Origin of the sequence: Nonomuraea sp. NPDC050547 (genome assembly GCF_044457345.1) — a bacterium.
Classification (GTDB): domain Bacteria; phylum Actinomycetota; class Actinomycetes; order Streptosporangiales; family Streptosporangiaceae; genus Nonomuraea.
This window is the reverse complement of sequence record NZ_JBITGW010000026.1, coordinates 87,740-113,387: the sequence shown is the minus strand read 5'-3', so window position 1 is coordinate 113,387 and position 25,648 is coordinate 87,740. Positions and strand designations below refer to the sequence as shown.

Below are 25,648 nucleotides of genomic sequence, written 5' to 3'. Positions count from 1 at the left end.
AGCCGGTCGTGACCGTGATCATCTCCGTGCTGGGACTGATCGTGCTCGCGCTGGCCTTCATGCTCATCAAGATCGGCTGGCGGGCGGGAGCGTGGTTGTTCAGCCGCTACGTCTCGCCACGGCCGATCGAGGACGTCCTCACGGTCGTGGCCGCGTGCATCGCCACGGGCGTGTCGGCGCAGGGCATGTGGCGCTTCTCCGGCGACGTACTCGGGCTCGACGGGCCGCTGCGATTCCTGCTGTTCGCCTTCATCGAGGTCGCGATCATCACCTCGGCGGTGCGGGCCAGGCGCAACATGCGCGAGAACTTCTCCGCGGGCATCGACGGCATCGCCGTATGGGCGCTGACCTGCCTGACCGCGGTGCTGTCCAGCATGGACGCGCGCAGCCTGCCCGAGGCGATCTTCCGCCTGGCCGCGCCGCTCGTCGCGGCCTGGCTGTGGGAGCGCGGCATGGCCATCGAACGGCACCGCATCCGCGGCACCGGCCGCATCAACTGGCGCCTCACCCCCGAGCGGCTGCTGGTGCGCATGGGCCTGGCCGAGGTCAGCGACCGCACCGCCAGCGAGGTCGACGCCCACCGCCGCCTGACCCGCGTCGCGCTGGCCGCCAAACGGGCCAAGGCGCTGCGCGAGGGCGGAGGCTCCGAGCGGAAGGTACGCGCCGCGCTGGCCAAGCTCGACAAGGCCATGGACCAGGCCGTCGAGCACACCGGCCTGGCCGTCGACCCGCAGCGTCAGGAGGCGCTGCTGGCCCAGATCGCCGCCCTGTACAACACCTCCAAGCTCGTCGACGCCGACCCGCGGGTGCCGTGGGAGCCGGAGCACGACCACCAGCCGGTGCCCGCCCGCGCGCTGCCGCCCGCGCTGACCCAGCTGCACGACGACGAGGACGACGACGTGTTCGACGCGACGCCGCAGGTGCTCGACACGGCCGAGCGGGCACGGCTGATGCGCGCCGCCCGGCGGTACTGGGACCGGCAGATCGAAAAGCGCATCGTGCCGCGCACCGTGGACATCGCGCAGGAGGTCGGCATCGCGGTGGGCACGGCCCGGGAGTGGCGCGCCCTGTGGAAGCTCGAACCGCAGGCGCACGCCATCATCGAGGCCCTGTACCAGGAGCACGGCATCGTCGACACCGGCTCCTTCCCCGCGGTCAAGGACGACGACCGCATCCTCACCAACACCCCCTGACCTCGGGCGGGGTGTCGTGGGTTGCACCTTCCGCAGCGGTATGTGGTCCTGTGGACCTGCGTCCCGCCCCACTGAGGAAGGCTCCCGCTTCATGTACTCGTCCTTCGTCCCGCCGCGTCAGGTCAAGATCGGCGACGCGGCGGCCTTCGCCGGCACCACACCGCGGGCGATCCGTCACTACCACGAGATCGGCCTGCTCCCCGAGCCCGTGCGGGGCGGCGACGATCGCCGCCGCTACGGCTACGACGACATGATCCGGCTGCTGTGGATCCGCAAGATGGCCGACGCCGGGATCGCCCTGGACGACATCCGTGCCGCCTTCGCCGGCGGCGACGACGGCATCGCGAGCGTCCTGGAGCGGCTGGAGGAAGCCCTCGTCGCCCAGGAAGCGGAACTGCGGCGGCAACGGACCGCCGTGCGGCGCATGCGTACCGAGGGCAGCAGGACGGGTCTGCTCTCCGGCTTCGTCACCGGCCGGCTCAAGAGCCTGCCCGAGGGCTCCCTGCGCCAGGCGGACCTGGACAGCCTGCTGGTCACCGAGCGGATCTTCGGCCCACTCGGCGCGGCCGTCCAGGCCACCCGTTTCATCACGCTGGCCACCCACCCGGATCTGCGCGAGGACTCCGACCGTGTCGACGCCGCCGAGGAGGCACTCGATGACACGGTCGCCGTCGACGACCCCCGCGTGGCCCGGGTGGCCGCCGAACGGCACGCCTTCGAACAGGCGCTGCGGGCCGTCATCGAGGACTCCGGCCTGGCGGAGGACGACGAGGCGCTCTTCGGCTCCTGGGACGCTTCGCACCCCGCCACCGCTGATGAGGCCGGGCACAAGTCCATGAGCGCGTTCGAGGCCCTCGGCAGGATGCCCTACGACTTCTCCCCGGCCCGCCTGCGCTGCATGGAACTGGCCGGAGAACTCGCCGCTTCCTCGGACACGACCTAGGTCAGGGCGGCGGAGACCACTGCTCTGGCCTCCTCCTGGACCTCGGCCAGGTGGTCGGGGCCCTTGAAGGACTCGGCGTAGATCTTGTAGACGTCCTCGGTTCCGGAAGGGCGGGCGGCGAACCAGGCGTGGCCGGTGGACACCTTCACCCCGCCCAGCGCCGAACCGTTGCCCGGCGCCTCGGTCTGGACCGCCGTGATGGGGTCGCCGGCCAGGGTGCGGGCGGTGATCTGCGAGGCCGACAGCCTGCCCAGCACCGCCTTCTCCTCGCGGGTCGCGGGCGCGTCCACCCGGGCGTAGGCGGGCGCGCCGAAGCGCTCGGTCAGCTTGGTGTAGTGCTCGCTGGGCGAGGACCCGGTCACGGCCAGGATCTCGGCGGCCAGCAACGCCAGGATGAGCCCGTCCTTGTCGGTCGTCCACACCGAGCCGTCCCGCCGCAGGAACGACGCCCCAGCGCTCTCCTCCCCGCCGAACCCGAGCGAGCCGTCCAGCAGCCCCGGTACGAACCACTTGAACCCGACCGGCACCTCCACCAGTCGGCGTCCCAGCGACTCCGTGACCCGGTCGATCATGCTGCTGCTGACCATGGTCTTGCCGACCCCGGCCTCGCCCGGCCAGCCGGTGCGGTGCTCGTACAGGTAGGAGATGGCGACGGCGAGGTAGTGGTTCGGGTTGAGCAGCCCCCCGTCCGGCGTCACGACGCCGTGCCGGTCGGCGTCGGCGTCGTTGCCGGTGGAGATGTCGTAGCGGGAGCGGTTGTCGATCAGGGAGGCCATCGCGTAGGGGGAGGAGCAGTCCATGCGGATCTTGCCGTCCCAGTCGAGGGTCATGAAGCGCCAGGTCGGGTCGACGAGCGGGTTGACCACGGTCAGGTCGAGCCGGTGCCGTTCGGCGATCTCGGCCCAGTAGGCGACGCTCGCCCCGCCGAGCGGGTCGGCGCCGATGCGCACGCCCGCGCCGCGGATGGCGTCGAGGTCGAGGACCGAGGGCAGGTCGTTCACGTACGCGCCCATGAAGTCGTGCCGGCGTGTCGTCTCCGCCTCAAGGGCTCGGGTGTACGGCACCCGCCGTACTCCCTTGAGACCCGCGGCGAGCAGCGCGTTGGCCCGCTCCTGGACCCACCCGGTGGCGTCGGTGCCGGCGGGACCGCCGTTGGGCGGGTTGTACTTGAAGCCCCCGTCGGCGGGCGGGTTGTGCGACGGCGTGACCACGACCCCGTCGGAGCCCGGGTGGGTGAGGATGGCGTGGGAGACGGCGGGCGTCGGCGTGTAGCCGTCGCGGCTGTCGATGCGCACCTCGACCTGGTTGGCGGCGAACACCTCCAGCGCGGAGACCCGGGCGGGCTCGGACAGCGCGTGCGTGTCGATGCCGAGGAACAGCGGCCCCGACACGCCCTGCGCCGCCCGGTACTCGCAGATGGCCTGGCTGGTCGCCAGGATGTGATCTTCGTTGAACGCGCTCTTCAGCGCCGACCCGCGATGCCCCGAGGTGCCGAACGCCACGCGCTGACCGGGATCGCCGGGATCCGGATGCAGGGCGTAGTAGGCGGTGACCAGCCGGGAGACGTCGACCAGGTCGTCCGGCCGAGCGGGTTGTCCTGCGCGATCATGGGTCATGGAAGCAAGCCTATGATGGTCGGAAAAACTAGAATGGAGTTCGGTAGCGATGCGGATCGGACTGTTCCTCAATGAGCCCCGGGGCGATGACCCCATCGCCGAGCTGCGCGAACGCCTGGCCGGCGTAGCCGCCGACGGCTTCGCCTCGGCCTGGCTGTCCAACATCTTCGGCCTCGACGCGCTGACCGCCCTGGCCGCCGCGGGCGGCGCGGCGCCCGGCATCGAACTCGGCACCGCCGTCGTGCCGACCTACCCGCGCCACCCGGCCGTCCTCGCCCAGCAGGCGCTGACCGCCAACGCCGCGCTCGGCGGCCGCCTCGCGCTGGGCATCGGCCTGTCGCACAAGATCGTCATCGAGAACGTGTACGGCTACAGCTTCGACAAGCCCGCCCGCCACATGAGCGAGTACCTGTCGGCGCTGCTGCCGCTGGTGCGCGAGGGCGAGGTCAGCTTCCAGGGCGAGACGCTCAAGGCCGACGTGCGCCTGAGCACCCCCGGGCGTGGCCTGCCGGTCCTCATCGCCGCCCTGGCCCCGCGCATGCTCCACCTGGCCGGCGCCGTGGCCGACGGCACCGTCCTGTGGATGACCGGCCCCAAGGCCGTCGCCGAGCACATCGCGCCGGCCGTGACCGCCGCCGCCGAGGAGGCCGGACGTCCCGCGCCGCGCATCGTCTGCGCCCTGCCCGTCTGCGTCACCGACGACCCCGCCGCCGCGCGGGCGCGCGCCGAAGAGGTCTTCTCGGGGTACGGCGAGCTGCCCTCCTACCGGGCGATGCTCGACAAGGAGGGCGCCGGCGGCCCCGGCGACGTGGCGGTGGTCGGCGACGAGGACTCCGTCCGCGCCCAGATCGAGCGGCTCGCCGAGGCGGGCGTCACCGACTTCGTCGCCTCGGAGTACTCCGGGCGGGAACGTACGCGACAGTTCCTCAAGGGCCTAGTTCAATAGGGCGTACGGCGCGGCGCGGGGCCGGCCGGAGGATGGCTCAATAAGATCCGGCAAGGTGAGCGGGCGAAACGGCGGGCAGAGCAGGACAAGCTTCGCCGCGCCGACGAAAGGGGCGCGGTGAAGCGCTTGCTGCATGGCATCGACGTGTCCAACTGGCAGGGGGCGGTGGACTGGGGCGCGCACGCCAAGTCCGGCGTCGCCTTCGCCTTCGCCAAGGCCACCGAGGGCGGAGACTGGAGCGACCGGTTCTTCCGCCGCAACTGGAACGGCATGCGCGAAAGCTGGATCGTCAGCGGCGCCTACCACTTCGGGCGGCCCAAAGGCGATCCGGCCGAGCACGCCCGGCACTTCCTGCGCACCGTCCAGGCCGCCGGCGGCCTGCGCAGGGGCGACCTGATCGCCCTCGACCTGGAGACCAACGACGGGCTGCCGCCCGACCGGGTGGCCCGTTACGCGCGCCGCTGGTGCCGCTTCATCGAGCGCGAGGCGGGCGTGCGGCCGTTCATCTACACCTTCCTGTGGTTCGCCAAGTCGGGCAACTGCGCGGGCCTGGGCGAGTACCCCCTGTGGATCGCCTCGCCCCAGCAGCCGCGCGGCCGGCCGATCGTGCCGGGACCGTGGACCGCGTGGACGATTCACCAGCACTCCAACAGCCCGCTCGACCGTAACGTCTTCCACGGCAGCCGGGAGGAGCTGACCAGGCTGGGCTTCGACCCGCGATAGCATGCGGTGCACCCGTTTCACCGCCATCCAAGGGAGTCACCGTGTCAGCCGAGCTACGCATCACCCTCGCCGGAGCCGAGCGTGTGGTCGCGGCCGGCACGACGTACGGCGACGCGCTGGAGGCCGACGGCCGCACGGTCGTCGCCGCCCGGGTCAACGGCGAGCTGCGCGACCTGGCCGCGCACGCGGTCCCCGGCGACGTGGTCGAGCCGGTCGAGGCCGGCAGCGCCGACGGGCGGGCCATCGTCCGCCACTCTGCCGCGCACGTCATGGCGCAGGCGGTTCAGGAGCTGTTCCCCGAGGCCAAGCTGGGCATCGGCCCGCCGGTCGAGAACGGCTTCTACTACGACTTCGACGTCCCGCAGGCCTTCCACCCCGACGACCTCAAGCGCGTGGAGAAGCGCATGCGGGAGATCGTCAAGCAGGGGCAGCTGTTCTCGCGCCGCGTGGTCTCCGACGACGACGCGCGGGCCGAGCTGGCTGCGGAGCCGTACAAGCTGGAGCTCATCGGGCTCAAAGGCGGGGCGGCCGACGAGGAGAGCGTCGAGGTCGGCGGCGCGGAGCTGACCATCTACGACAACCTCGACCCCAAGACGGGCGAGCTGTGCTGGAAGGACCTGTGCCGCGGGCCGCACGTGCCCTCCACCAGGTCGATCCCGGCCTTCAAGCTCATGCGCACCGGCGGCGCCTACTGGCGGGGCAGCGAGAAGAACCCGCAGCTCCAGCGCATCTACGGCACCGCCTGGGAGTCCCGCGACAAGCAGGACGAATACCTCAAGCTGCTGGAGGAGGCCGAGAAGCGCGACCACCGGCGTCTCGGCGCCGAGCTCGACCTGTTCAGCTTCCCGCCGGAGCTCGGCTCCGGGCTGCCGGTCTTCCATCCCAAGGGCGGGATCATCCGCAAGGAGATGGAAGACTACATGCGCAGGCGGCAGCTGGAGGCGGGCTACGAGTTCGTCAACACGCCGCATCTGACCAAGTCGTCGCTGTTCGAGACCTCCGGGCACCTGCCGTGGTACGGCGAGGACATGTTCCCGCCCTTCGAGCTCGACGGCACCGAGTACCGCGTCAAGCCGATGAACTGCCCGATGCACAACCTGATCTTCCGGGCGCGCGGGCGTTCCTACCGGGAGCTGCCGCTGCGGCTGTGCGAGTTCGGCTCGGTCTACCGGTATGAGAAGTCCGGTGTGGTCCACGGCCTGACCCGCGTACGCGGCATGACGCAGGACGACTCGCACATCTACACCACCAAGGAGCAGATGGGCGATGAGATCAAGTCGCTGCTGGCTTTCGTGCTGAGTGTGCTGCGCGACTTCGGCCTGGAGGAGTTCTACCTGGAGCTGTCCACCCGCGACGACTCCGACAAGTTCATCGGCGAGCAGGCCGACTGGGACGAGGCCACCGAGTCGCTGCGCCAGGCGGCCGAGGAGTCCGGCCTCGAGCTCGTGGCCGACCCCGGTGGCGCCGCCTTCTACGGCCCCAAGATCTCGGTGCAGGCCAAGGACGCCATCGGGCGTACCTGGCAGCTGTCGACCATCCAGCTCGACTTCAACCAGCCCAAGCGCTTCGGCCTTGAGTACCAGGCCGCCGACGGTTCGCGGCAGACGCCGGTCATGATCCACCGGGCGCTGTTCGGGTCGGTCGAGCGGTTCATGGGCGTGCTCGTCGAGCACTACGCGGGCGCCTTCCCCGCGTGGCTGTCGCCGGTCCAGGCGGTCGGCATCCCGATCGCCGAGGCGCACGTCGCCTACCTGCAGGACGTGGCCAAGAAGCTGCGCGAGCGCGGCATCCGGGTCGAGGTCGACAGCGCCGACGACCGCATGCAGAAGAAGATCAGAAACGCGCAGAAGGCCAAGGTGCCGTTCATGCTGCTGGCCGGTGACGAGGACATCGCGGCCGGCGCGGTCTCCTTCCGCTACCGCAGCGGCGAGCAGAAGAACGGCGTCCCCGTCGACGTGGCCGTCGCCGAGATCGTCGACGCGGTGGAGCGCCGCATCCAGGTGTGACGCGCCGGGGCCAGGCGGGAGACGACCGGATGGAGGAGCGGGCGCGCGAGGCCGCCATGGCGCAGCACACGCGGCTGGCGGAGGAGCTGCGGGCCTACGGGGCCAGCTTCAACGAGCTCGGGCGCCGCTTCGCCGACCGGCTCGGCATCCACCTCACCGACGCCTTCGCCCTGATGGAGATCGCCAAGGCCGAGTCGGAGGGCGCGCCGCTGTCGCCCGCCCAGCTCGGCAAGCGCGTCGCGCTGTCGTCGGGCGCGATGACGGCGCTGGTCAACCGGCTGGAAGAGCACGGCTACGTCTCCCGGGTGCGCGAGCACGCCGACCGGCGCGTCGTCACCCTCTACGCGCGGGCGCGGGCCAAGGAACTGGCCGAGGAGTTCTTCGGCCCGATCGTCCAGCGGCAGGAGCAGCTCCTGGGCCGCTACACCCAGGAGCAGCTCCACCACGTCGAGACGTTCCTGGCCGGGATGCGCGCCGCCATGGACGAGCAACTCGGCTGATCACTGCGGGTGGCAGTGGCCGCCGGTCGAGCGCGGCACGTCCAGCGTCGGGTTGCGGTCGAAGAAGCCGGTCGGCTTGAGCGAGAACCCGATGTGGTCCACCGGCATGACCGGCCAGTCCTCGGTGCGCGGGAAATGCGTCACGCCGAAGGTGTGCCACAGCACGATGTCCTCGCCGTCCAGGCTCCGGTCGGCGGCGGTCCAGGCGGGCAGGCCGCCGCCGCCCGGATGCTGGTTGATCAGGTCGCCGGCCGGGAAACGCTCGTCGTCGGCGTGCCGGGTGACCCACAGGTGGCGGGTGGCGAAGGCGGCGCGGGCGGCGATGGAGGAGGCCGGGTCGGCCAGCAGCGTCGGGCGGGGCTCCGGGATGAGGGTGTAGCCGACCGGCGCGCCCAGACGGTTGGTGACCCGCGGGTTGACGACCTGCCAGACGCGGCCGCGCGACGGGTCGGCCAGGCGCTGGGCCTGGCTCTCCGTGGCCAGGCGGGTGACCTGGCGGGCGAAGGCGTTGCCGTACGGGTTGCCCTCGCCGATCGGCACGCTCACGGCGTCGATCTCGTCCACCGCGTTGGTGTGGCCGTCGACCGCCATGTCCAGCCGGGCGGAGAACAGGTGCTGGTGGAAGGGGGCGGCCAGGCCGGGGGCGACCTGGGCGGCGTACTCGCGGCCCTCGGGCGGGTAGGCGGAGGTGAACAGCACGCCGGTGGCCTTGCACTCGCAGCCGATGGTGCCGTCGAGGTAGAGGTACCAGTAGAAGCCGTAGTCGTAGTTGCCGACGGTGGTGAAGAAGGAGATCACCAGGCGGCGCTGGCGGCGGGTCTCGTTCGAGCCGGCGAACATGTCGGAGTGCTTCCACAGCACGCCGTAGTCCTCTTCGTGCATGCAGATCGCGTTGCGGATCGTGGCGGGCTCGCCCTGCTCGTCGGCGACGACGACGTCGGTGTAGTGGATCTCGCCGAGGCAGTCGCAGCCCAGTTCGAGGGAGTTGGTGAAGCGGCCGAACAGGTACTCGCCCTGGTCGAAGTAGTTCTGCCAGAACCGCACCGGTGACGGGTCGGCGTAGGGGACGACCATCTCGGCGATCGAGGCGCGGTGCACGACCGGCCGGTCGCGTCCCTGGTCGCGGAAGCTGATCTGGTGCAGCGTGAGGCCCTCGCGCACGTTGAAGCCGATGCGCAGGCTCCAGTTCTCCCAGTGCACGAGCCCGTCCTCGACGGTGAAGCTCGGGCCCTCCGGCTGGGTGATCTCGATGGGGCGGAGACTGGTGCGGGAGGGGCCGGTGTAGTCGGGGTCATGGAAGTTGCCCGGCTCGCGCGGTACCTCGGTCAGCTCCTCGTCGATCACCTTGATGACCGTGCCCGCGATGAGGTCGACGTAGGCGACCAGGCCGTCGACCGGGTGGGCCCACGGGTGGTCGTGCTCGTGGTCCTGGTGGAAGCCGAAGCTGCGGATGATGCGCCGGCCCGACTCCTCCGGGTAGGCGTAGTGGCCGGCCGACAGCGGGCAGGCGCGTACGGTGTCCGGGGTGAGGCCGCGCCTGGCCAGCGCCTTGCCCCACCCGGGGTCGGTGTCGAGGATGCGCTGTACCGCCTCGAACTCCTCGACCATGATGGGCGGCTGGCCGGACACGGCGGGGTCGAGCTTCTCGACGTGGTCCACGACGCCGCGGGTGACGGAGACGAGCAGGGAGGAGGCGGCGCCGGTGGCCCGGTCGAGCAGCAGCACGCGCAGGCGCCGGTCCACGAGGTCGCCCGGGTTGTGGGCCAGCAGGTCGGCCTTGGCGGGTTCTTCCGGGCCGAGGTAGGCGAAGCGCACGTCCGGGCCGAGGTGCCCCGCCGTACCCAGGATGCGGCGCGCGGCGTGGACCTCGTCAGCGGTGATCATCGCAAGCGGGTGCACGGTCATGAGGCACTCCTTACGTCAGAGGGGACTTCCATCGTGCGCGAAATGATGTTCCCGGTGAAGTGCTGGATGCCCGGAAACGATGGTTAAGGTCATTCGCACGGCATCCCGATCTACGGAGAGTGTGTGATCTCGCTCGTTCCCACCCCTCACCGGCTGAGCGCCGACGGCGCCCGCCTGCGCCTCGGCCCGCACACGACGATCAGCCCCGGCGCCGGGCCGCTGCTCGCCGAACTGCGCGCCGCGACCGGGCTGCCCCTTCCCGAGCGCGAACGCGGCGCCGACCTCGAACTCATCGCCGACCCCGCGCTCGCGCCGCAGTCCTACGTTCTGGAGATCGCCGACCGGGTCCGGGTGCGGTACTCCGACCCCGCCGGTGCCTTCTACGGCCTGCAGACCGTGCTGAAACTGCTGTCCGGCCCGGAGCTGCCGTCCGGCCCGGAGCTGCCCAAGGTCACGATCGCCGACGGCCCGGCGGTCGCCGTCCGCGGCGTCATGCTCGACCTCGGCCGCCGTCACTGGGACCCCGCCTACCTGCGCCGCTTCGTGCGCCGGATCGCCTGGCTCGGCTACAACCGCCTCCAGCTCCACCTCACCGAGTGGAACGGCTTCCGCGTCCGCCTGCCCGGCCATGAGGATCTGGCCACCGAGCCCGCGTACAGCCTCGACGAGCTGACCGAGCTGATCGGCTACGCCCGTTCGCTGCGGGTCGAGGTGGTGCCGGAGATCGACCTGCCCGCCCACGCCTCCCACCTCATCGCCCGCCGCCCCGAACTGCGTCCGGCCGACTCCGCCCTCAACGACGGCGCCCACTGGACCGGGCACACCACCGACGCCTGGACCATGGACATCACCCGGCCCGCCAACCGCGAGTGGATCAAGGGTCTGCTGGCCGCGTTCTGCGCCGCCTTCGACACCCCCGCCATCCACATCGGCGCCGACGAATGGCCGGTCGAGCCCGCCCTGTCGGCCGCCCCCGCCCTGGTGGCGTACGCTCGCTCGATCCACCCGGACCACGGCCCCAGCGACGCGCTCATCGCCTTCGTCAACGAGCTCGCCCAGGTCGTCCGGGATCATGGAAAGCGGCCGGAGATGTGGAACTGGTGGGAGTACGCCTCCGGCGGCACCCACCGGATCAGCCCCGCCCGCGACATCCGCCTCACCGCCTGGCCGGACACCGAAGCCGAGGTGCGCGCCTTCTCCGACGACGGCTACGACGTGATCGCCGCCCCGGCCGTCAGCCACTACGTCACCCCGCGCACCGCCCCGGGCAACCGCGCCGGCATCAACTACGTCACCGCCGACCCGCGCCACCTCTACCACGACTGGACGCCGTCGCAGGTCACCGGCTACCAGCTGTGCGTGTGGGCCGACTGGGCCGAGGAGCAGTCCGACGCCTACTTCGACTGGTACGCCACCCGGGCGCTCGACGTCCTGGCCGACCGGTTGTGGGGCGGGCCGCTGCTGGGCGACGTGGACGACTACCTGGCCGTGGTGGACGCGCTGCCGTACCCGGGAAGCGCGCAGCTACGGCCTGTCGGCGAGTTGCGGCCGGTCGGCGGGGTACGGCCGACCAGCGGCTTGGGGTCGGTCGGTGAGGTGCGGCCGGCAGGCGAGGCATGGCCCGTTGTGGCGCCGACCGTGCCCGCCCGCGTCCGGCGTGTGCGCTTCCGGCCCGCGGTGCCCTCCGGCGCGCGGGCCGTGGGCGGGAAGTGGCCGGAGCCGGTGTGGCGGGCGCTGGACGCGGTGCGCGGGACCAGGTTCCAGGGAGCGCCCGCACCCGATGGGCCCTGGGAGGATCTCGCGGTGGTCGAGTGGCTGCCCACCACCACCTGGAACGTGCTGGACGTCGAAGCCGGTGAGGCTCACGCGTGCCTGCGGGCGTTCGGCGCGCCCGGCGGCCTGGAGATCGAGTGGTGGAGCGAGTAGCGCCGCCGGCTGGTGACGACCTCGTCCGGCTCAGGGCAGGGCGGGCACTGCGGGAGCGGTGTCCGTCCAGCCGGCCCGCAGGACGAGATCGGTAGCGCTCCCGCCCGGGTGCGCACCCGCGGACTCGTCCGACAGCAGGATCATGGTGGAGGTGTCCACGATCAGCTTCCTGGTGATCTTCCCCGCTTCGGTCTTCGGGCCGGTGGGCTGTGGCCGGCTGATCGACAGAGCGGTGCCGTTCCTGCCCAGGTCATCGCGCGCCGCGCCCTCGACGTGCACGCCGGGCATGGTCAGCAGCACCTGGTACGCCGCGGCGCGGACCTCCTTCGGCGCCGGGAGGCGGTGGAGCAGGTCGGGCAGCGAGCCGGCGATGAAGGGGTCGATCTGCCCGCCCTCCGACGCCTGGGCGGCCTTCGTCAGCCAGGCCTTCAGCGCGGCCGGGTCGGCCGGCAGCCGCTGTACCTCCTCGTAGGTCAGAATCTGCCCGGCGAGGAAGAAGTTCGCGCCCTGGCCGCGTACCGGGGTGACGTGACCCCTGGTCGGCCGCGTGGACAGCACCACGGTCTGGCCGGCCAGATCGCGAGTCCACTTGACGGGCGAGCCGTCGCGCCGCCATGCCTCGCGGTCCTTCGCACTCCTCGGGTACGCGCCCGGTTCCCGGTATCCGGTCCAGCTCCTGCCGTCCGCCGTGTGCCACTTCTCGGTGAGCCGCTGCTGAACCACCCAGTAGGGGTTCGCCCGGCTGCCGACCTGGCGGAAGCCGGTGCTACGCGACAACATCCGGGTGTGCCAGTAGGCGCCCTCCGGCCCTGACGCGGCCACCGGCCTCGTGAGCGACGTCTTGGCCGCGCCCGGCAGCGTGAGCAGCACGGCGGCCGCAACCGCCAGGCCGGTCCCCGCGACGGTCAGCCGCCACCCTGGTACGGTCGTCAGCTTCATATGCATCCTCCGTGATTCCGTGGTGATGCCCCCACATACGCTTGGACGCCCTGCGAGGTTGCCTGCGACATCCGGGCAACTGTACGGGCGCCCGAGGCGTATAAGGGGGCGTGAAAAGGGACAGAGAGCCGTGAGCAGCAGCGCGGAACATGACTTCGGCGCGTTCGTGGCGGCGAGGGCCACGACCCTGTTGCGGGTCGCCTACCTCGCCTGCGGGGACCGGCTGGAGGCGGAGGATCTGCTGCAGACGGCGCTGGAGCGTACCTTCAGGCACTGGGACAGGGTGCGGCACGACAGCCCCGAACCCTACGTACGCCGTGTGATCGTGAACACCGCCATCAGCAGGGCCCGGCGCCGGGCGATCCTGCGGATCATCCCCGTGCGGACGCCGCCGGACACCCCCGTGCGTACATCCGACACCGACCTGCGCCAGGTGCTCATGGACGCGTTGCGTGCCTTACCGCCCCGGCAGCGCGCGGTGGTCGTCCTGCGGTACTGGGAGGACCTGAGCGAGCACCAGACGGCGGAGGTGCTCGGCTGCACGATCGGAACGGTCAAGAGCCAGAGCTCGAAGGCGCTGGCCAAGTTGCGTACGGCGCTCGGCGAGGAATCCTTGGAAGGAGTGATCGGCAATGCCCGCGCTTGAGGACCAGATCCGCCACCTCATGGCGGAGGAGACGGCGAGCATGCACGCCGCGCCCGACCTCGGGGAGCGGGTAATCCGATCCACGAAGCGGAAGAGGAGACGAGGCGCGCTCGCCGCGCTGGCCGCCACGGTGGCCGTCGTCGCCACCACTCCCTTCTACCTGGCGGTGGCTCCGGGCTCCGGGCCGGCGCCGATCGTCACCGAGACACCGGCCCCGCCCGCCATCGACGATCTTCCACCCTCGGCCACGCCCACGAGCAAGAGCCTCGGGGACCTGGGCGACGGAAGAGCATTCGGGCACGTCAGGCTGGGCTACCTGCCTGAGGGCCTCACGTGGCATCGCTGGTCTCTGGACCTTGGCGACGCGTACACGACCTCCTTCGACTACGACGGCGACAAGAACGGCTTCTACTGCGTCCAGATCTTCGTGTACGAAGGCGATGCCGTACTGGAGGTCGACGACCGCATCAGCGTTCACCGGCAGGAGGGAGAGGGCCAGGAGGTGACCGTCGGCGGCCGCGGCGGTTACGCGGTCGTGGCGAACGTCGGCGAGGACGGGATGAAGGGCACTCCCACGTTCTTCCTGAACATGGGAGAGCGGCGGCGGGCCGAGATCATGTTCAGCCCGGTCTACGCGAAGGACCTGCGCACCTCCGAGGCCGTCAACCGCGAGCTGCGCAAGATCGCTGAGGGGCTGTCCTCGACGGACTAGCGGCCGCCGCCGTCAGAACCGCGGTCCCACCCGCCTGAGGCGGCCAGGTCTGAGACGCAACACGAAAGGCCGGACACCCGCCGTTGCCGATACCGTCCTGCGGCGGGCCCGCATCACCCAGGGCAGGCGCCTGTACCCAGCGGCGGGGTCGTCCGGGCAGCGCGGGCCTGGTGGCCGGTCGGATCGTCAGCGGGGGTAGAGGCGGAAGGTGACGGCGGGGCGGTCGCCGTACTGGGGGGCGCTTTCCTTGGGAAAGCGCTCGACGATCGAGCGGGCGTAGGACTCCACGTCCTCGTCTGTCAGGGCTTCGATGTAGGCGCGGTGTTCCATGAGGGAGGCGACTCCGCGCTCCAGGCCCGTGGTGACGTCGACGGCGTGGGTGGGGTCGGGGGTGCCGTTGATGGCCACCCAGCGGACGCCGTCCCAGCGCTCGCCGGCGTCCGGGAAGATCCATCGATTTCCGGCGTCGCCGGCGGCGTCCAGGACCGCTCGGCCGACGGCTCGGTGGTCGGGGGTGTTCCAGATCGTGCCGCCCCAGGTGTCGTCGGGGTTGAGCGTGATCACCAGTTCCGGACGATGCCGGCGGATCGCGGCCGCGATGTCCCGGCGCAGGGGGAGGCCGTATTCGATCACTCCGTCCTGGTAACCCAGGAACTCCACGCTGGACACCCCGACGACGGCCGCGCTGGCCCGCTCCTCCCGCTCACGCAGCGGGCCCGACTTGGCCGGTTCGATGGAGTCGATCCCGGCCTCGCCGCTGGACACGATCACGTACGCGACCTCGCGGCCTTCGTCGGTCCAGGTGGCCACGGCCGACGCGCACCCGTACTCGAGGTCGTCGGGGTGCGCGACGATCGCGAGCGCGCGGGTCCAGTCCTCGGGCATGGGCTCAAGCTGATCAACCATGCCCACACCTTAGACGCCCGCCCCTGCCCCCGCGCACCCAAGACCGCCCACCCCGCAGGTGGGTTCGACGCTCCGGGTGACGACTGGCCACGGCCGGGGGTTTCGTGCCGCGTTACGGCGGCGCGGCGTCATCACCGGAGGAGCGTGGTCCGGCGGAGCCCGGCCATGGTCGGCGGGAGGCGCCAGGGCGGCTTGCCGTAACGGATGGGCGGGACAGAGGGACGCCGTAGCGGATGGGAGGGATAGAGCACCTACGGCGGGGTGGAGATAGGGGCCAAAGATCAGAAGGTGGGGAGCGGGGCGGAGACGAAGGCAAAGGGTCAGGCGGGAAGGTCGTCGGGGTCGGGAGGGGTGGGGCGGGGCTCGCCGGGGAGGCGGACGTCGTCGACGGTGACGTTGACTTCGGTGACGCGCATGCCGAGCATGCGGCTGACCGTGCGGGCCACGTTGGTCTTGACCTCGGCGGCGACCTCCATGACCACGTGGCCGTACTCCACGACGATCACCAGGTTGACCGCCACCTGCCGGTCCTGGATCTCGGCGCTGACGCCCTGGTTGCCGCGGCGGGAGCCGATGCCGATCCGGTCGCGTACCGACTCGAAGGCCCTGGCCAGGTCGCCGCCCATGTCGGCCACCCCGGCGACTTCCAGGGCGGCCAGGGCGGCGACCTTCTCCACGACCTCGTCGGCTACCTTGATCCGGCCCTTCACGACGGCGGGGGTGGACGTGGGCTCCGTCTGTTCCGCTAATACTTCGCTCATGGGGGGATTGTGACGGATATGTGCCCCAGTTGTCCGGTAAGCCGGGGGCCTATGCTGCTACCTATGCACGATCAGGCAGGGGCCGGGGAGCCCGACAACTTCCAGCGGCTGTGGACTCCCCATCGCATGGCCTACATCAAGGGCGAGAACAAGCCGTCCGGATCCGGTCCAGGCGACGGCTGCCCGTTCTGCGAGATCCCCAAGATGAGCGACGAGGACGGCCTGATCGTGGCGCGCGGCACCGTCGTGTACGCGGTGCTGAACCTCTACCCCTACAACTCCGGTCACCTGATGGTGGTGCCGTTCCGGCACGTCTCCGACTACGACGAGCTCGACCCGGCCGAGACGGCGGAGCTCGGTGACTTCACCCAGCGTTCGCTGCGCGCCCTGCGCAAGGCCAGCGGCGCCCAGGGCTTCAACGTCGGCATGAACCTCGGCCACGTCGCGGGGGCCGGCATCGCCGCCCACCTGCACCAGCACGTGGTGCCCCGGTGGGGCGGCGACACGAACTTCATGCCCGTCGTCGCGCAGACCAAGGTCCTGCCGCAGATGCTGCGCGACACCCGCGACCTGCTCGCCGGCGCCTGGGACGCCTGAAACCGGCCTCAGGTGGCGCTGGTGGCCAGGTGCTCGTCGGGGTCCTTCACGGGCTCGCGCGTCCCCGGCAGTACGGCGATGCCCACCGACAGCAGCAACGGGATCGCCATGGCCAGCGCCATCGACAGGATCGCCGCCCCCGAGTCGTTGACCAGCATGCCCACCACGCCGCTCACCAGCGTTCCGATCAGGCCGGCCTTCAGCGCGGGGGAGTAGGTGAAGGCGGCGGGCACCACGCCCGCGGACGCCTTCTCGGGACGCAGGATCGCGTAGATGAGGAATCCCAGCGCGGCCAGCACGATCGGCACCAGGTTCGGGTTGATGAGCGTGCTGATCATCGCCTCGAACTTGCGCCAGACCACCTCGACGGCCTCGCCGTTCAGGACCTGGCCGACGAAGCGCCCGAGGTGCGACTGCTCGCTGGGCGGCCTCAGGTAGTTGGCGACCGCGAAGGCCGTGACCGCCAGCCCGCCCGCCACGCAGAACAGCGCCAGCTTCAGCACCGAGATCCGCTTGCCCAGGATGAGCAGGGCGGTCACCGCGATGCCGGGCACGAAGGCGATGACGCCGCCGAAGTCGCTGCCGAGCCCCGAGCCGCCCAGCACCATGGCGAACGCGCCGAGCACCGCCACGACGGCGGCCCCGATCTTGCCGGGGAAGCGGTGGGCGATCACGGTCGTGGTCAGCAGCGTGCCGGTGGCCAGCAGCGCGAACGGGATGTTGCCGAGGCCGTAGTAGCGGGCGCCCTGTTCGGCGCTGAAGCCCATGAAGCTGTTGAGCTGCAGCGTGGTGCCGGTCAGCAGGTCGCCGGCGAGCGTCAGCGCCGTGACGCCGGCGACCACGGCCAGCGGGCCCAGCGGGTGGCGGCGCCACGGGCCGGCCAGCGCCAGCACGGTCAGCGCGGCCCAAAAGGCGGCCATTCCGCCGAACAGCTCCACGTGCGACGACCACGGCAGCAGGTTCACCAGGAACGAGGTGACCGGGAGCGCGGCCAGGGCGACCGCGGCCAGCCGTACCCAGGAAAGGCCCTTGCGGCGGCGCAGCAGGAGGAAGGCGAGCACGTAGAACAGGACCTGCAGCACGGCCAGGACCGTGAAGTAGGGGCCCTTGACCGAGCGCATGGTCTGGGCGCTCTCGTCGGCGTCGGCCATGTGCCGCGGGGTCGCGCCCGTGGCTCCCGTCTCCCACAGCTGCCCGATGATCGTCGCCGGTACGGCCACGCCCAGCTTGGTCAGCACGGTGGTGGTCAGGTCGGGCAGGATCGAGATGTCGTCGCGCCGGGTGGAGGCGGCGCCCAGCGCGCGGCCCTGCGCGCCCGGCTCGCTCAGCATCGCCGCCCGCAGGTGCGGGACGCTGCCGTGGTCGGAGACGCCCGCCAGCATCACCGTGGTGCCGGGCGGGAGGATCGACAGGAGCGCCTCGGCCTTGGCGTCGGCCAGGTGCAGGGCGTTGCGGCGGTCCTCGGCGCCGAGCAGGTCGGGCACCCGCGCGATGCGGCCGCCGGGCAGATAGGGGCGGATCAGGTCGTCGACGTCCATGGCGACGAGCCGGGCGCTCTGCAGGTCGGCCGTCTTCACCTGTAGCGGCGAGGAGCGGTAGACGGGCACCGCGCCGGTGGTGTCGGCCAGCGCCAGCGCGGCCCCGGGGCCGATCGCGATCGTGGAGGTGCCGGCCTTCTTCAGGGTCTCGCCCAGCGCGCCGGCGTTCTTCTGCCCGCCCACGTCGATGAGGGAGCGGAAGCCGGGGACGATCGCGCCGGCGCCGCGCTGCTCCGGCACGGGCGGGGCGCCGCAGCTGCCGCCCGAGGCGGAGCGGATGCCCGCCGAGACGGTCAGCCAGCCGTCGTAGGGACAGGTGACGCTGCCCACGGTCCGGACGGACATCGACCCGATCGCGCTGCTCTGGGAGAGCCTGAAAAGGTTGGGGGTGTCCTGCGGGGTGATGTCGTTCCAGTGCAGACCGGGGACCCCGATCAGCGCCACCCGCGCGGCGGGAGGTGGGGCCGCCAGCCCCGCGGGGGCGAACGCCCCCGCCAGCAGCAGCTGACCCATCAGCATGGTCACGATGACCAGCGCCCGCCTCACCGTATGTCCTCCCGCGGTCGAGCCCGTGTGTGGCACGACATAGTCTCACGCATCGCCGGACCACGCGGGCTCACCGCAAGACCGGGCGGAGGTCAGACCGGGCTGACCGTGACCTTCACCGGCTTCGACTCGTTGTGGAGGCGGTCCAGCGAGGTGATCAGGTACGTGCCCGGCCGCGCCGCCGCGAAGGACGGGGCGGTGACGACCGCGGCCAGGCTGCGGGCGTCGGCGCCCTGGCAGGCCTCGCCCTTGTCCGGGACCCGGTAGACCGCGTAAGCGCGGGCGCCGGGCGAGGCGGTCCAGGTCAGGGTGCCGCCGCTCGCCTTGGCTCCGGCGGGCTTGGCCGGGGCCTGACCGCCGCGCTCCATGATGAGGGGCAGCAGGGCGGGGCGCGCGTAGTGGTCGGCGGCGACCTTGTCGATGGCCTTCAGCGGGTTGGTCAGGAACTGCTTGGCGCTGAAGTAGACGTCGCCGTCGATCTGGGGGTGCTTGCGGTTGAGCGTGAGGTGGGCCGACAGCTCGCCGGGCCTGGTCCAGGCCTTGTCGTCCTTGGCGCCGACGCGGTAGAGGGCCTGGCCGATGTAGAGGTCGACGCCGGTGCCCTTGACCTCCTTGGCCCACCAGGGGGCCAGCGCCTTGTAGTCGGCGACCTTGAGCCCGCGCGGCCAGTACAGCTGCGGCATCACGTAGTCGACGGTGCCGTTCTTGATCCAGTGTCGCGCGTCCGCATAAATCGAGTCATAGGCCGACATGCCGGAAGTGGCGGAGCCGGTCGGGTCCTGCGCCTTGTTACGCCAGATGCCGAACGGGCTGATGCCGAACTTCACCGACGACCGGGTCTCGTGCACCGCCTTGTCGACCTGGGCGATGAGCTTGTTGACGTTGTCACGCCGCCAGTCGCCGAGGTTCTTGCCCGAACGATACTTCGTAAAGGCGGCCTTGTCGTTGAACGTGCCGCCCTCGCCCGGATACGGGTAGAAGTAGTCGTCGAAGTGGACCCCGTCCACGTCGTAGCGCTTGACCACGTCGGTGATGACCTTGGTGACGTGCTCGCGCACCTGGGGCAGGCCCGGGTTGTAGTAGAGGCGGTCGCCGTACTTGACGATCCAGTCGGGGTGCACGCGCGCCGGGTGGCCGGCCGGCAGCTTGGCGGCGTTGGCGTCGTAGGAGGCGCGGTAGGGGTTGAACCAGGCGTGGAACTCCATGCCCCGCTTGCGCGCCTCGTCGATGAGGAACGGCAGCGGGTCCCAGCCGGGGTCCTTGCCCGCGGTGCCGGTCAGGTACTGCGACCAGGGCTCAAGGGAGGACTTGTACAGCGCGTCGGAAGCCGGGCGGACCTGGACGAAGACCGCGTTGAGCCGCCGCTTGGCCGCCGCGTCGAGGATCTTCACGTACTCGGCCTTCTGCCGGTCCGGGCTCAGCCCGGTGCGCGAGGGCCAGTCGATGTTGCGCACGGTGGCGATCCAGACGCCGCGCAGCTGCCGCTTGGGATAGCGCGCGTCAGGCGTGCAGCCGGCGGGTGCGGCGGCCGTCGTGGCCTTCTTCGCCGCGCCACTGGCGGTCTTCTCCGCGGTCCCCGGCCCAAGGGCGTAGGCGGCGCCGGCGGTGACGACGGCGATCGTGACGGCGGCAAACAGAGGTCGTCCGGTTCGCATGGTTCCTCAGTCTGGCATCGCCGCTGACGTGCTTTGGCCAAAAAACGAAATGGATTCGTGATGATTGTGTGACTGTTGGTACGGCCGTGCCGCGTGTGGCGGCGGCCGGCCGTACCAACAGACACACCGAGCCTCACTCGGCGGCGGCCAGTTTGCCCGCCAGGTGCGACGGAAGCGGCTCGTAGCGCAGGAAGGTGCGCGTGAACATGCCGGTGCCGTGCGACATCGACCGCAGGTCGATGGCGTAGCGGACGAGCTCCAGTTCGGGGACCTCCGCCTTGACCAGGGTGCGGCCGGTGCCCACGGGTTCGGTGCCGAGCACCCTGCCGCGCCGCGACGACAGATCGGACATGACGGAACCGACGTAGTCGTCGGCCACCAGGACCGCGAGCTCGTCGACGGGTTCGAGCAGGAGGGTCGGCACCTTCGTCGCGGCTTCCTTGAGCGCCAGCTGCCCGGCGATCTGGAAGGCCATGTCGGAGGAGTCGACCGAGTGCGCCTTGCCGTCGTAGAGGGTGACGCGGACGTCGACCATCGGGTATCCGGCCACGACGCCCCGCTCCATCTGGGCCCGCACGCCCTTTTCGACGGAGGGGATGAACTGCCGGGGCACCACGCCGCCCACGATCTTGTCCACGAACTCGAAACCCCCGCCGGAAGGCAGGGGCTCGACCTGGAGATGGCAGATGGCGTACTGGCCGTGGCCGCCGGTCTGCTTGACGTTGCGGCCCATGGCCTTGCACTGGCCGCCGAACGTCTCGCGCAGCGGCACGCGTAGCTCTATCCGTTCGACCTCGACGCCGTGCCGTTTGGCCAGGCGGTCGAGCAGCACGTCGGTGTGGGCCTCTCCCATGCACCACAGGACGAGCTGGCGGGTCTCGGCGTTGTTCTCCAGTCTCAGCGTCGGGTCCTCGGCGACCAGGCGGCCCAGGGCCTGCGAGAGCTTGTCCTCGTCGGCTTTGGACCTGGCCTGGATGGCGACGGGCAGGAGCGGGTCGGGCATCGTCCAGGACGTCATGAGCAGGGGGGTGTCGACCTCGGAGAGCGTGTCCCCGGTCTCGGCGCGCGACAGCTTGGCGACCGCGACGATGTCGCCGGCCACGCCCTTGGCCACGCCGCGCTGCTGCTTGCCCAGCGGCGAGGTGAGCGTGCCGATGCGCTCGTCGACGTCGTGGTCCTCGTGTCCGCGGTCGGCCAGGCCGTGGCCGGAGACGTGGACGGTCATGTCCGGGCGCAGGGTGCCGGAGAAGACGCGGACGAGGCTGATGCGGCCCACGTAGGGGTCGGAGGTGGTCTTGACCACCTCGGCCACGAGCGGGCCGTCGGCGTCACAGGAGATGCCCTTGACCGGTTTGCCGTCGAGGGTGGTGATCTCGGGCATCGGGTGCTCGGCCGGCGCGGGGAAGCCCTGGGTGATGATCTCCAGGAGCTCGATCGCGCCGACGCCGGTCCCCGAGCACAGGACCGGGTAGAAGCTGCCGCGGGCGACCGCCTTCTCCAGGTCCTCGATGAGGACCTTGGTGTCGATCGGCTCGCCTTCGAGGTAGCGCTCCATGAGCGACTCGTCTTCGCTCTCCTGGATGATGCCCTCGATGAGCGAGTCCCGGTGCTCGGCGATCTGCGCCTGGTACTCCGGGCCCGGTTCCTTCTCCGAGCGGTTGCCGGTGGCGTAGTTGAAGAACTTCTGCGACAGCAGCCCGATGAGTCCGTTGACGTGCCCGTTGGTGATGACGGGCAGGTAGAGGGGGGCCACGCCGTCGCCGAAGACGTCCTGGCAGGTGGCCAGGACCTCGTCGAAGTCGGCCCGCTGATGGTCGATCTTGGTGATGACCACCGCTCTCGGCATCCCGACCTGGGAGCACTCCTCCCAGAGCATCTGCGTCAGGCCGTCGACGCCCTCGGCGGCCGAGACCACGAACAGGGCGGCGTCGGCGGCGCGCAGGCCGGCGCGCAGGTCCCCGACGAAGTCGGCGTACCCGGGGGTGTCCAGAAGGTTGATCTTGATGTCGTTGTAGACCAGGGGCGCCAGTGCGAGGTTCACCGAACGTTGCTGGCGTACCTCGACCTCGTCGAAGTCGGTGACCGTGTTGCCGTCCTCGACCCGGCCGGTGCGCTGGATGGTGCCCGTCGCCGCCAGCAAGTGCTCGACCAGGGTCGTCTTGCCCGCTCCTGAATGGCCGACCAGCACGACATTGCGTATGGCGTCCGCACTGTCGGCCGTGGGTGCCCTGCCCGCGGCTCCCGCATGGCCGCCGGGATTCTTTTCTGCCACATCGCCTCCCGCGTCGTTGGGTGGGGGTTCCAACGCCGCGCCCGCGCGGAAGGGTTCAGAAACCGCATGGACGCGGTGTGTTCACCAAATACCCCTGTGGCGAATATCACAAGGGGGGTGAGGCAAAGAAAGTCCAGCGGGCTCTTATGGCCTACGATCGGAGCGCGATGCTGAAACTCCTGCGCCCGGCCATGACCCGGATCCTCACCCCGCTGGGCAGGGCCCTTGTCCGCCGCGGGATCGGCCCTGACGCCGTCACCGCGATCGGCACGCTCGGCACCGTGGTGTCGGCCCTGTTCTTCTTCCCGATGGGCATGCTCACCGCGGGCGCCCTGGTCATCACCGTGTTCGTGCTGTTCGATCTGCTCGACGGCGTGGTGGCGCGCCTGGGCGGCAGCGGCGGCACGACGTGGGGTGCTTTCCTCGACTCCACGCTCGACCGGGTGGCCGACGCGGCCATTTTCGGTGGTTTGACCCTCTATTTCGCGATTGAGGGCAATATCACCATGGTGGCGGTCACATTGTTCAACGTGGTCGCCGGCGTGCTGGTGTCCTATGCCAAGGCGCGGGCCGAGGGGCTCGGCATCGAGTGCGACGTCGGCCTGGCGGAGCGGCCGGAGCGGCTGGTCGTCGGGCTGGTGGCGGCGTGCTTCTGGTTCGTTCCTCACGTGCTGGCGATCGGCATGTGGGTGCTGGCCGTGGCCAGCGCGATCACCGTGGTGCAGCGGGTCGTGCACGTCTACCGACAGTCGGGGGTGTCATGAGCGAGAAGACGTCCGTCGCCGACCGGGCGGTGGCCGCCGGGTTCGCCGCGGGGTGGACGCTGGGGCCGTACCTGCCGCACAGGCCGACGGCGGCGGTCTTCCGCTTCATGGCCGACCGGGTGTGGCGCGGGCGCGGCAAGTCGGTACGCCGCCTGGAGTCGAACCTGAGCCGGGTCACCGGCCTGCCGGTCGGCAGCGCGGAACTGGGCGAGCTCACCCGCCGGGGCATGCGCTCCTATTTCCGCTACTTCCACGAGATCTTCCGGCTGCCGTCGATGGACCGTGCCGAGGTGGTCAGGCGTACCCACGTGACCGGCGCCGAGCACGTCCACGACAACGTGGCCGCCGGGCGCGGCGTGGTGCTCGCGCTGCCGCACATGGGCAACTGGGACCAGGCGGGCGCGTGGCTGGTCGGGGTCGGGCATCCGTTCACGACCGTGGCCGAGCGACTCAAGCCCGAGTCGCTGTTCCGCCGTTACGTGGCCTTCCGCGAAGGTCTCGGCATGGAGGTGCTGCCGCTCACGGGCGGCGACGGCCACAACTTCGGGACCCTGGCGACGCGGGTACGGCGGGGCGGGGTCGTCTGCCTGCCCGCCGAGCGCGACCTGACCAAGAGCGGCGTCGAGGTGCGCTTCTTCGGGGCCACCACGAAGGTGCCCGCCGGGCCGCCGCTGCTGGCCGTGCAGACCGGATGCGCCCTGCTGCCCGCCATCGTCTACTTCGACGGCGACGACTGGGGGATCGACATCCACCCCGAGGTGCCGGTGCCCGGTGAGGGCACCCGCCAGGAGAAGGTCGCGGCGGTCGCGCAGGGGCTGGCGGACGTGTTCGAGAAGGGGATCGCGCAGCACCCGGAGGACTGGCACATGCTGCAGCGACTGTGGCTGGAGGACCTGACGCGATGAGAATCGGCATTGTCTGCCCCTATTCGTGGGACATGCCGGGTGGCGTCAAGCAGCACATCGACGACCTGGCGCAGGCGCTGATCGCGCAGGACCACGAGGTGTCGGTGATCGCTCCGGCCGCCGACGACGACGAGCTGCCGCCGTACGTGACCGGGGCGGGCCGGGCGATTCCGGTGCCGTACAACGGGTCGGTGGCGCGGATGTCGTTCGGGTTCATCTCGGCGGCGCGGGTGCGCAGGTGGGTGCGTGACGGCGGGTTCGACGTGCTGCACATCCACGAGCCGCTGATCCCGAGCCTCGGGGTGCTGGCCTGCTGGGCGGCCAAGGGGCCGATCGTGGCCACGTTCCACGCCTCCTTCACCCGCTCGCGGGCGATCGCGGTGGCCGAGCCGCTGCTGCGCAGCGCGCTGGAGAAGCTCCACGGGCGCATCGCGGTCTCCGACGCGGCGCGCAAGAGCCTGGTGGAGCAGTTCGGCGGTGACACGGTGCTGATTCCCAACGGGGTGACGGTCGCGCGCTACACCGAGGCGGAGCCGCTGGACGGCTGGGGCCCCGACGGCTCGACGATCGGCTTCCTCGGGCGGGTGGACGAGGAGCGCAAGGGCCTGCCGATCCTGATGGAGGCGCTGAAGTCGATCCCGGACGCCAAGCTGCTCATCGCCGGGCCCGGCGAGGTGAAGGTGCCCAAGGAACTGCGTGACCGGGTGACCGTGCTGGGCATGGTGAGCGAGGCGGACAAGATCCGCGCGTACCACTCGGTGGACGTCTTCTGCGCGCCGAACACGCGCGGGGAGAGCTTCGGCATCGTGCTGGCCGAGGCGATGGCCTCGGGGGCGACCGTGCTGGCCAGCGACATCCCGGCCTTCCGCCGGGTGCTGGGCGAGGGGCAGGCGGGCGCGCTGTTCAGGAACGGCGACCCCGCCTCGCTGGCCGAGGAGGCGCGGGCGCTGCTGGAGGCGCCGGAACGCCGGGCCAAGCTGGCGGCCGAGGCGCTGGTGGCGGTGCGCAAGTACGACTGGTCGACGGTGGCACGGGACGTGGTGCGGGTGTACGAGACGGTGACGGCGGGCGGCGCCGGCCGGGTGGAGGAGGACGCGTCGTGACCTCCACGGTGATCATCCTGGTCGTGGGCATCGTCGTGGTGCTCACGGCCGTCTACATCTCCTGGCGGGCCGGGCGGCTCGACCGCCTGCACATCCGGCTGGAGCTGGCGGGGCAGGCGCTCGACGCGGCGCTGCTGCAGCGCCGCTCGGCGGTGCTGCTGCTGGCCGGTTCGCGCATCCTCGATCCGGCGACCTCGCTCATGCTGGCCACCGCGGCCCAGGAGGCCAGGATCGCCGGTCCCGAGGAGCGGGAGCGGGCCGAGAGCGACCTGTCGCGCACGATCCGCGCGGTGGTGGACCAGGACCGCTTCAGGGAGAAGCTGGCCGAGGCGCCGGGTGGGGCGGACCTGCTGGAAGAGCTCGACGCGGTGGTGACGAAGGTGGTCTACTCGCGCCGCTTCCACAACAACGCGGTCGGTGTCACGCGTACGGCGCAGCAGCGCTGGCTGGCCAAGACCCTGCGCCTCGCGGGTCACACCGATTTTCCCAGATTTTTCGAGATTGATGATGATCCGCCGAAGAGTATGGCAACTGAATGACCGAATT

General features: G+C 70.9%; 22 protein-coding genes. 14 read left to right on the top strand and 8 right to left on the bottom strand.

Annotated elements, in window-relative coordinates:
• The first annotated feature begins 8 nt into the window (after positions 1 to 8).
• Positions 9 to 1,193 (top strand): hypothetical protein, encoded by a 1,185-nt coding sequence (locus tag ACIBHY_RS47880; RefSeq protein ID WP_397243714.1) that lies wholly within the window; start codon positions 9 to 11, stop codon positions 1,191 to 1,193.
• 91 nt (positions 1,194 to 1,284) lie between these two features.
• Positions 1,285 to 2,136, top strand: a complete 852-nt coding sequence (locus ACIBHY_RS47875; protein ID WP_397310259.1) for a MerR family transcriptional regulator — start codon at positions 1,285 to 1,287, stop codon at positions 2,134 to 2,136.
• Here the strand turns inward: ACIBHY_RS47875 and pgm are convergent.
• Positions 2,133 to 3,752: a phosphoglucomutase (alpha-D-glucose-1,6-bisphosphate-dependent) gene (gene pgm, locus ACIBHY_RS47870; RefSeq protein ID WP_397310258.1), complete on the bottom strand. Its 1,620-nt coding sequence runs from the start codon at positions 3,750 to 3,752 to the stop codon at positions 2,133 to 2,135. The two genes, ACIBHY_RS47875 and pgm, sit on opposite strands and share 4 nt — an antisense overlap.
• Positions 3,753 to 3,801: 49 nt before the next feature.
• On the opposite strand from pgm, the gene ACIBHY_RS47865 reads away from it, so the two are divergent.
• From ACIBHY_RS47865 to ACIBHY_RS47850, 4 genes are all read left to right on the top strand, one after another.
• A complete protein-coding gene (locus ACIBHY_RS47865) occupies positions 3,802 to 4,698 on the top strand; it encodes a TIGR03564 family F420-dependent LLM class oxidoreductase (protein ID WP_397243720.1) in 897 nt (298 codons plus the stop codon).
• 117 nt (positions 4,699 to 4,815) lie between these two features.
• Positions 4,816 to 5,421 carry a glycoside hydrolase family 25 protein gene (locus ACIBHY_RS47860; protein ID WP_397243722.1) on the top strand — a complete coding sequence of 202 codons (606 nt, stop codon included), beginning with the start codon at positions 4,816 to 4,818 and terminating at the stop codon, positions 5,419 to 5,421.
• Between the two features lie 41 nt (positions 5,422 to 5,462).
• Positions 5,463 to 7,427: a threonine--tRNA ligase gene (gene thrS / locus ACIBHY_RS47855; RefSeq protein ID WP_397243724.1), complete on the top strand. Its 1,965-nt coding sequence runs from the start codon at positions 5,463 to 5,465 to the stop codon at positions 7,425 to 7,427.
• Complete coding sequence (locus ACIBHY_RS47850) at positions 7,424 to 7,927, top strand: MarR family winged helix-turn-helix transcriptional regulator (RefSeq protein WP_397310257.1); 504 nt, start codon at positions 7,424 to 7,426, stop codon at positions 7,925 to 7,927. The genes thrS and ACIBHY_RS47850 overlap by 4 nt, the downstream gene beginning before the upstream one ends.
• Here ACIBHY_RS47850 and ACIBHY_RS47845 read toward each other — a convergent pair whose 3' ends face one another.
• On the bottom strand, positions 7,928 to 9,832 hold the full coding sequence (locus tag ACIBHY_RS47845; RefSeq protein WP_397310256.1) for a primary-amine oxidase: 1,905 nt from the start codon (positions 9,830 to 9,832) through the stop codon (positions 7,928 to 7,930). It abuts the gene before it with no gap.
• A gap of 123 nt (positions 9,833 to 9,955) precedes the next feature.
• Here ACIBHY_RS47845 and ACIBHY_RS47840 point away from each other — a divergent pair, with 123 nt between their 5' ends.
• Positions 9,956 to 11,758, top strand: coding sequence for a family 20 glycosylhydrolase (locus ACIBHY_RS47840; RefSeq protein WP_397310255.1), 1,803 nt, complete (start codon positions 9,956 to 9,958; stop codon positions 11,756 to 11,758).
• A 30-nt stretch (positions 11,759 to 11,788) separates the two neighbouring features.
• Here ACIBHY_RS47840 and ACIBHY_RS47835 read toward each other — a convergent pair whose 3' ends face one another.
• The gene (locus tag ACIBHY_RS47835) at positions 11,789 to 12,697 is read right to left on the bottom strand and encodes a hypothetical protein (protein ID WP_397310254.1); all 909 of its coding nucleotides are present in this window, start codon (positions 12,695 to 12,697) and stop codon (positions 11,789 to 11,791) included.
• A 130-nt stretch (positions 12,698 to 12,827) separates the two neighbouring features.
• On the opposite strand from ACIBHY_RS47835, the gene ACIBHY_RS47830 reads away from it, so the two are divergent.
• Positions 12,828 to 13,343 carry a SigE family RNA polymerase sigma factor gene (locus ACIBHY_RS47830; RefSeq protein WP_397243734.1) on the top strand — a complete coding sequence of 172 codons (516 nt, stop codon included), beginning with the start codon at positions 12,828 to 12,830 and terminating at the stop codon, positions 13,341 to 13,343.
• Positions 13,330 to 14,055 (top strand): hypothetical protein, encoded by a 726-nt coding sequence (locus ACIBHY_RS47825; RefSeq protein WP_397243736.1) that lies wholly within the window; start codon positions 13,330 to 13,332, stop codon positions 14,053 to 14,055. The genes ACIBHY_RS47830 and ACIBHY_RS47825 overlap by 14 nt, the downstream gene beginning before the upstream one ends.
• 186 nt (positions 14,056 to 14,241) lie before the next feature.
• Here ACIBHY_RS47825 and ACIBHY_RS47820 read toward each other — a convergent pair whose 3' ends face one another.
• Complete coding sequence (locus ACIBHY_RS47820) at positions 14,242 to 14,961, bottom strand: PIG-L deacetylase family protein (RefSeq protein WP_397310253.1); 720 nt, start codon at positions 14,959 to 14,961, stop codon at positions 14,242 to 14,244.
• A 320-nt stretch (positions 14,962 to 15,281) separates the two neighbouring features.
• The gene (locus ACIBHY_RS47815; RefSeq protein ID WP_397243740.1) at positions 15,282 to 15,722 is read right to left on the bottom strand and encodes an Asp23/Gls24 family envelope stress response protein; all 441 of its coding nucleotides are present in this window, start codon (positions 15,720 to 15,722) and stop codon (positions 15,282 to 15,284) included.
• A gap of 63 nt (positions 15,723 to 15,785) precedes the next feature.
• On the opposite strand from ACIBHY_RS47815, the gene ACIBHY_RS47810 reads away from it, so the two are divergent.
• A complete protein-coding gene (locus tag ACIBHY_RS47810) occupies positions 15,786 to 16,319 on the top strand; it encodes an HIT family protein (protein WP_397243742.1) in 534 nt (177 codons plus the stop codon).
• A gap of 8 nt (positions 16,320 to 16,327) precedes the next feature.
• On the opposite strand, the gene ACIBHY_RS47805 is transcribed toward ACIBHY_RS47810, so the two are convergent.
• The 3 genes from ACIBHY_RS47805 to ACIBHY_RS47795 all read right to left on the bottom strand — a co-directional run bounded on the left by ACIBHY_RS47805 (position 16,328) and on the right by ACIBHY_RS47795 (position 22,330).
• The gene (locus tag ACIBHY_RS47805) at positions 16,328 to 18,403 is read right to left on the bottom strand and encodes a hypothetical protein (protein WP_397310252.1); all 2,076 of its coding nucleotides are present in this window, start codon (positions 18,401 to 18,403) and stop codon (positions 16,328 to 16,330) included.
• 92 nt (positions 18,404 to 18,495) lie between these two features.
• Positions 18,496 to 20,058 (bottom strand): glycoside hydrolase family 10 protein, encoded by a 1,563-nt coding sequence (locus ACIBHY_RS47800; RefSeq protein ID WP_397310251.1) that lies wholly within the window; start codon positions 20,056 to 20,058, stop codon positions 18,496 to 18,498.
• 133 nt (positions 20,059 to 20,191) lie between these two features.
• A complete protein-coding gene (locus tag ACIBHY_RS47795) occupies positions 20,192 to 22,330 on the bottom strand; it encodes an elongation factor G-like protein EF-G2 (RefSeq protein ID WP_397310250.1) in 2,139 nt (712 codons plus the stop codon).
• 77 nt (positions 22,331 to 22,407) lie between these two features.
• Between ACIBHY_RS47795 and pgsA the strand changes: the two genes are divergently transcribed.
• The 4 genes from pgsA to ACIBHY_RS47775 are packed head-to-tail and all read left to right on the top strand — an operon-like array spanning position 22,408 to position 25,641.
• Complete coding sequence (gene pgsA / locus ACIBHY_RS47790) at positions 22,408 to 23,094, top strand: phosphatidylinositol phosphate synthase (protein WP_397310249.1); 687 nt, start codon at positions 22,408 to 22,410, stop codon at positions 23,092 to 23,094.
• Positions 23,091 to 23,999 (top strand): phosphatidylinositol mannoside acyltransferase, encoded by a 909-nt coding sequence (locus tag ACIBHY_RS47785; RefSeq protein ID WP_397243751.1) that lies wholly within the window; start codon positions 23,091 to 23,093, stop codon positions 23,997 to 23,999. The genes pgsA and ACIBHY_RS47785 overlap by 4 nt, the downstream gene beginning before the upstream one ends.
• A complete protein-coding gene (locus tag ACIBHY_RS47780) occupies positions 23,996 to 25,102 on the top strand; it encodes a glycosyltransferase family 4 protein (protein WP_397243753.1) in 1,107 nt (368 codons plus the stop codon). The genes ACIBHY_RS47785 and ACIBHY_RS47780 overlap by 4 nt, the downstream gene beginning before the upstream one ends.
• Positions 25,099 to 25,641, top strand: coding sequence for a hypothetical protein (locus ACIBHY_RS47775; RefSeq protein ID WP_397243755.1), 543 nt, complete (start codon positions 25,099 to 25,101; stop codon positions 25,639 to 25,641). Before ACIBHY_RS47780 ends, ACIBHY_RS47775 begins: the two co-directional genes overlap by 4 nt.
• The last annotated feature ends 7 nt before the right edge of the window (positions 25,642 to 25,648 follow it).

Bases quoted from the DNA above. Each gene is read 5' to 3' on its own strand.
- ACIBHY_RS47800 (WP_397310251.1), bottom strand. From the start codon at position 20,058: ATGCGAACCGGACGACCTCTGTTTGCCGCCGTCACGATCGCCGTCGTC.
- ACIBHY_RS47835 (WP_397310254.1), bottom strand. From the start codon at position 12,697: ATGAAGCTGACGACCGTACCAGGGTGGCGGCTGACCGTCGCGGGGACC.
- ACIBHY_RS47845 (WP_397310256.1), bottom strand. From the start codon at position 9,832: ATGACCGTGCACCCGCTTGCGATGATCACCGCTGACGAGGTCCACGCC.
- ACIBHY_RS47825 (WP_397243736.1), top strand. From the start codon at position 13,330: ATGCCCGCGCTTGAGGACCAGATCCGCCACCTCATGGCGGAGGAGACG.
- pgm (WP_397310258.1), bottom strand. From the start codon at position 3,752: ATGACCCATGATCGCGCAGGACAACCCGCTCGGCCGGACGACCTGGTC.
- ACIBHY_RS47865 (WP_397243720.1), top strand. From the start codon at position 3,802: ATGCGGATCGGACTGTTCCTCAATGAGCCCCGGGGCGATGACCCCATC.
- ACIBHY_RS47780 (WP_397243753.1), top strand. From the start codon at position 23,996: ATGAGAATCGGCATTGTCTGCCCCTATTCGTGGGACATGCCGGGTGGC.
- ACIBHY_RS47820 (WP_397310253.1), bottom strand. From the start codon at position 14,961: ATGGTTGATCAGCTTGAGCCCATGCCCGAGGACTGGACCCGCGCGCTC.
- ACIBHY_RS47810 (WP_397243742.1), top strand. From the start codon at position 15,786: ATGCACGATCAGGCAGGGGCCGGGGAGCCCGACAACTTCCAGCGGCTG.
- ACIBHY_RS47785 (WP_397243751.1), top strand. From the start codon at position 23,091: ATGAGCGAGAAGACGTCCGTCGCCGACCGGGCGGTGGCCGCCGGGTTC.
- ACIBHY_RS47875 (WP_397310259.1), top strand. From the start codon at position 1,285: ATGTACTCGTCCTTCGTCCCGCCGCGTCAGGTCAAGATCGGCGACGCG.
- ACIBHY_RS47815 (WP_397243740.1), bottom strand. From the start codon at position 15,722: ATGAGCGAAGTATTAGCGGAACAGACGGAGCCCACGTCCACCCCCGCC.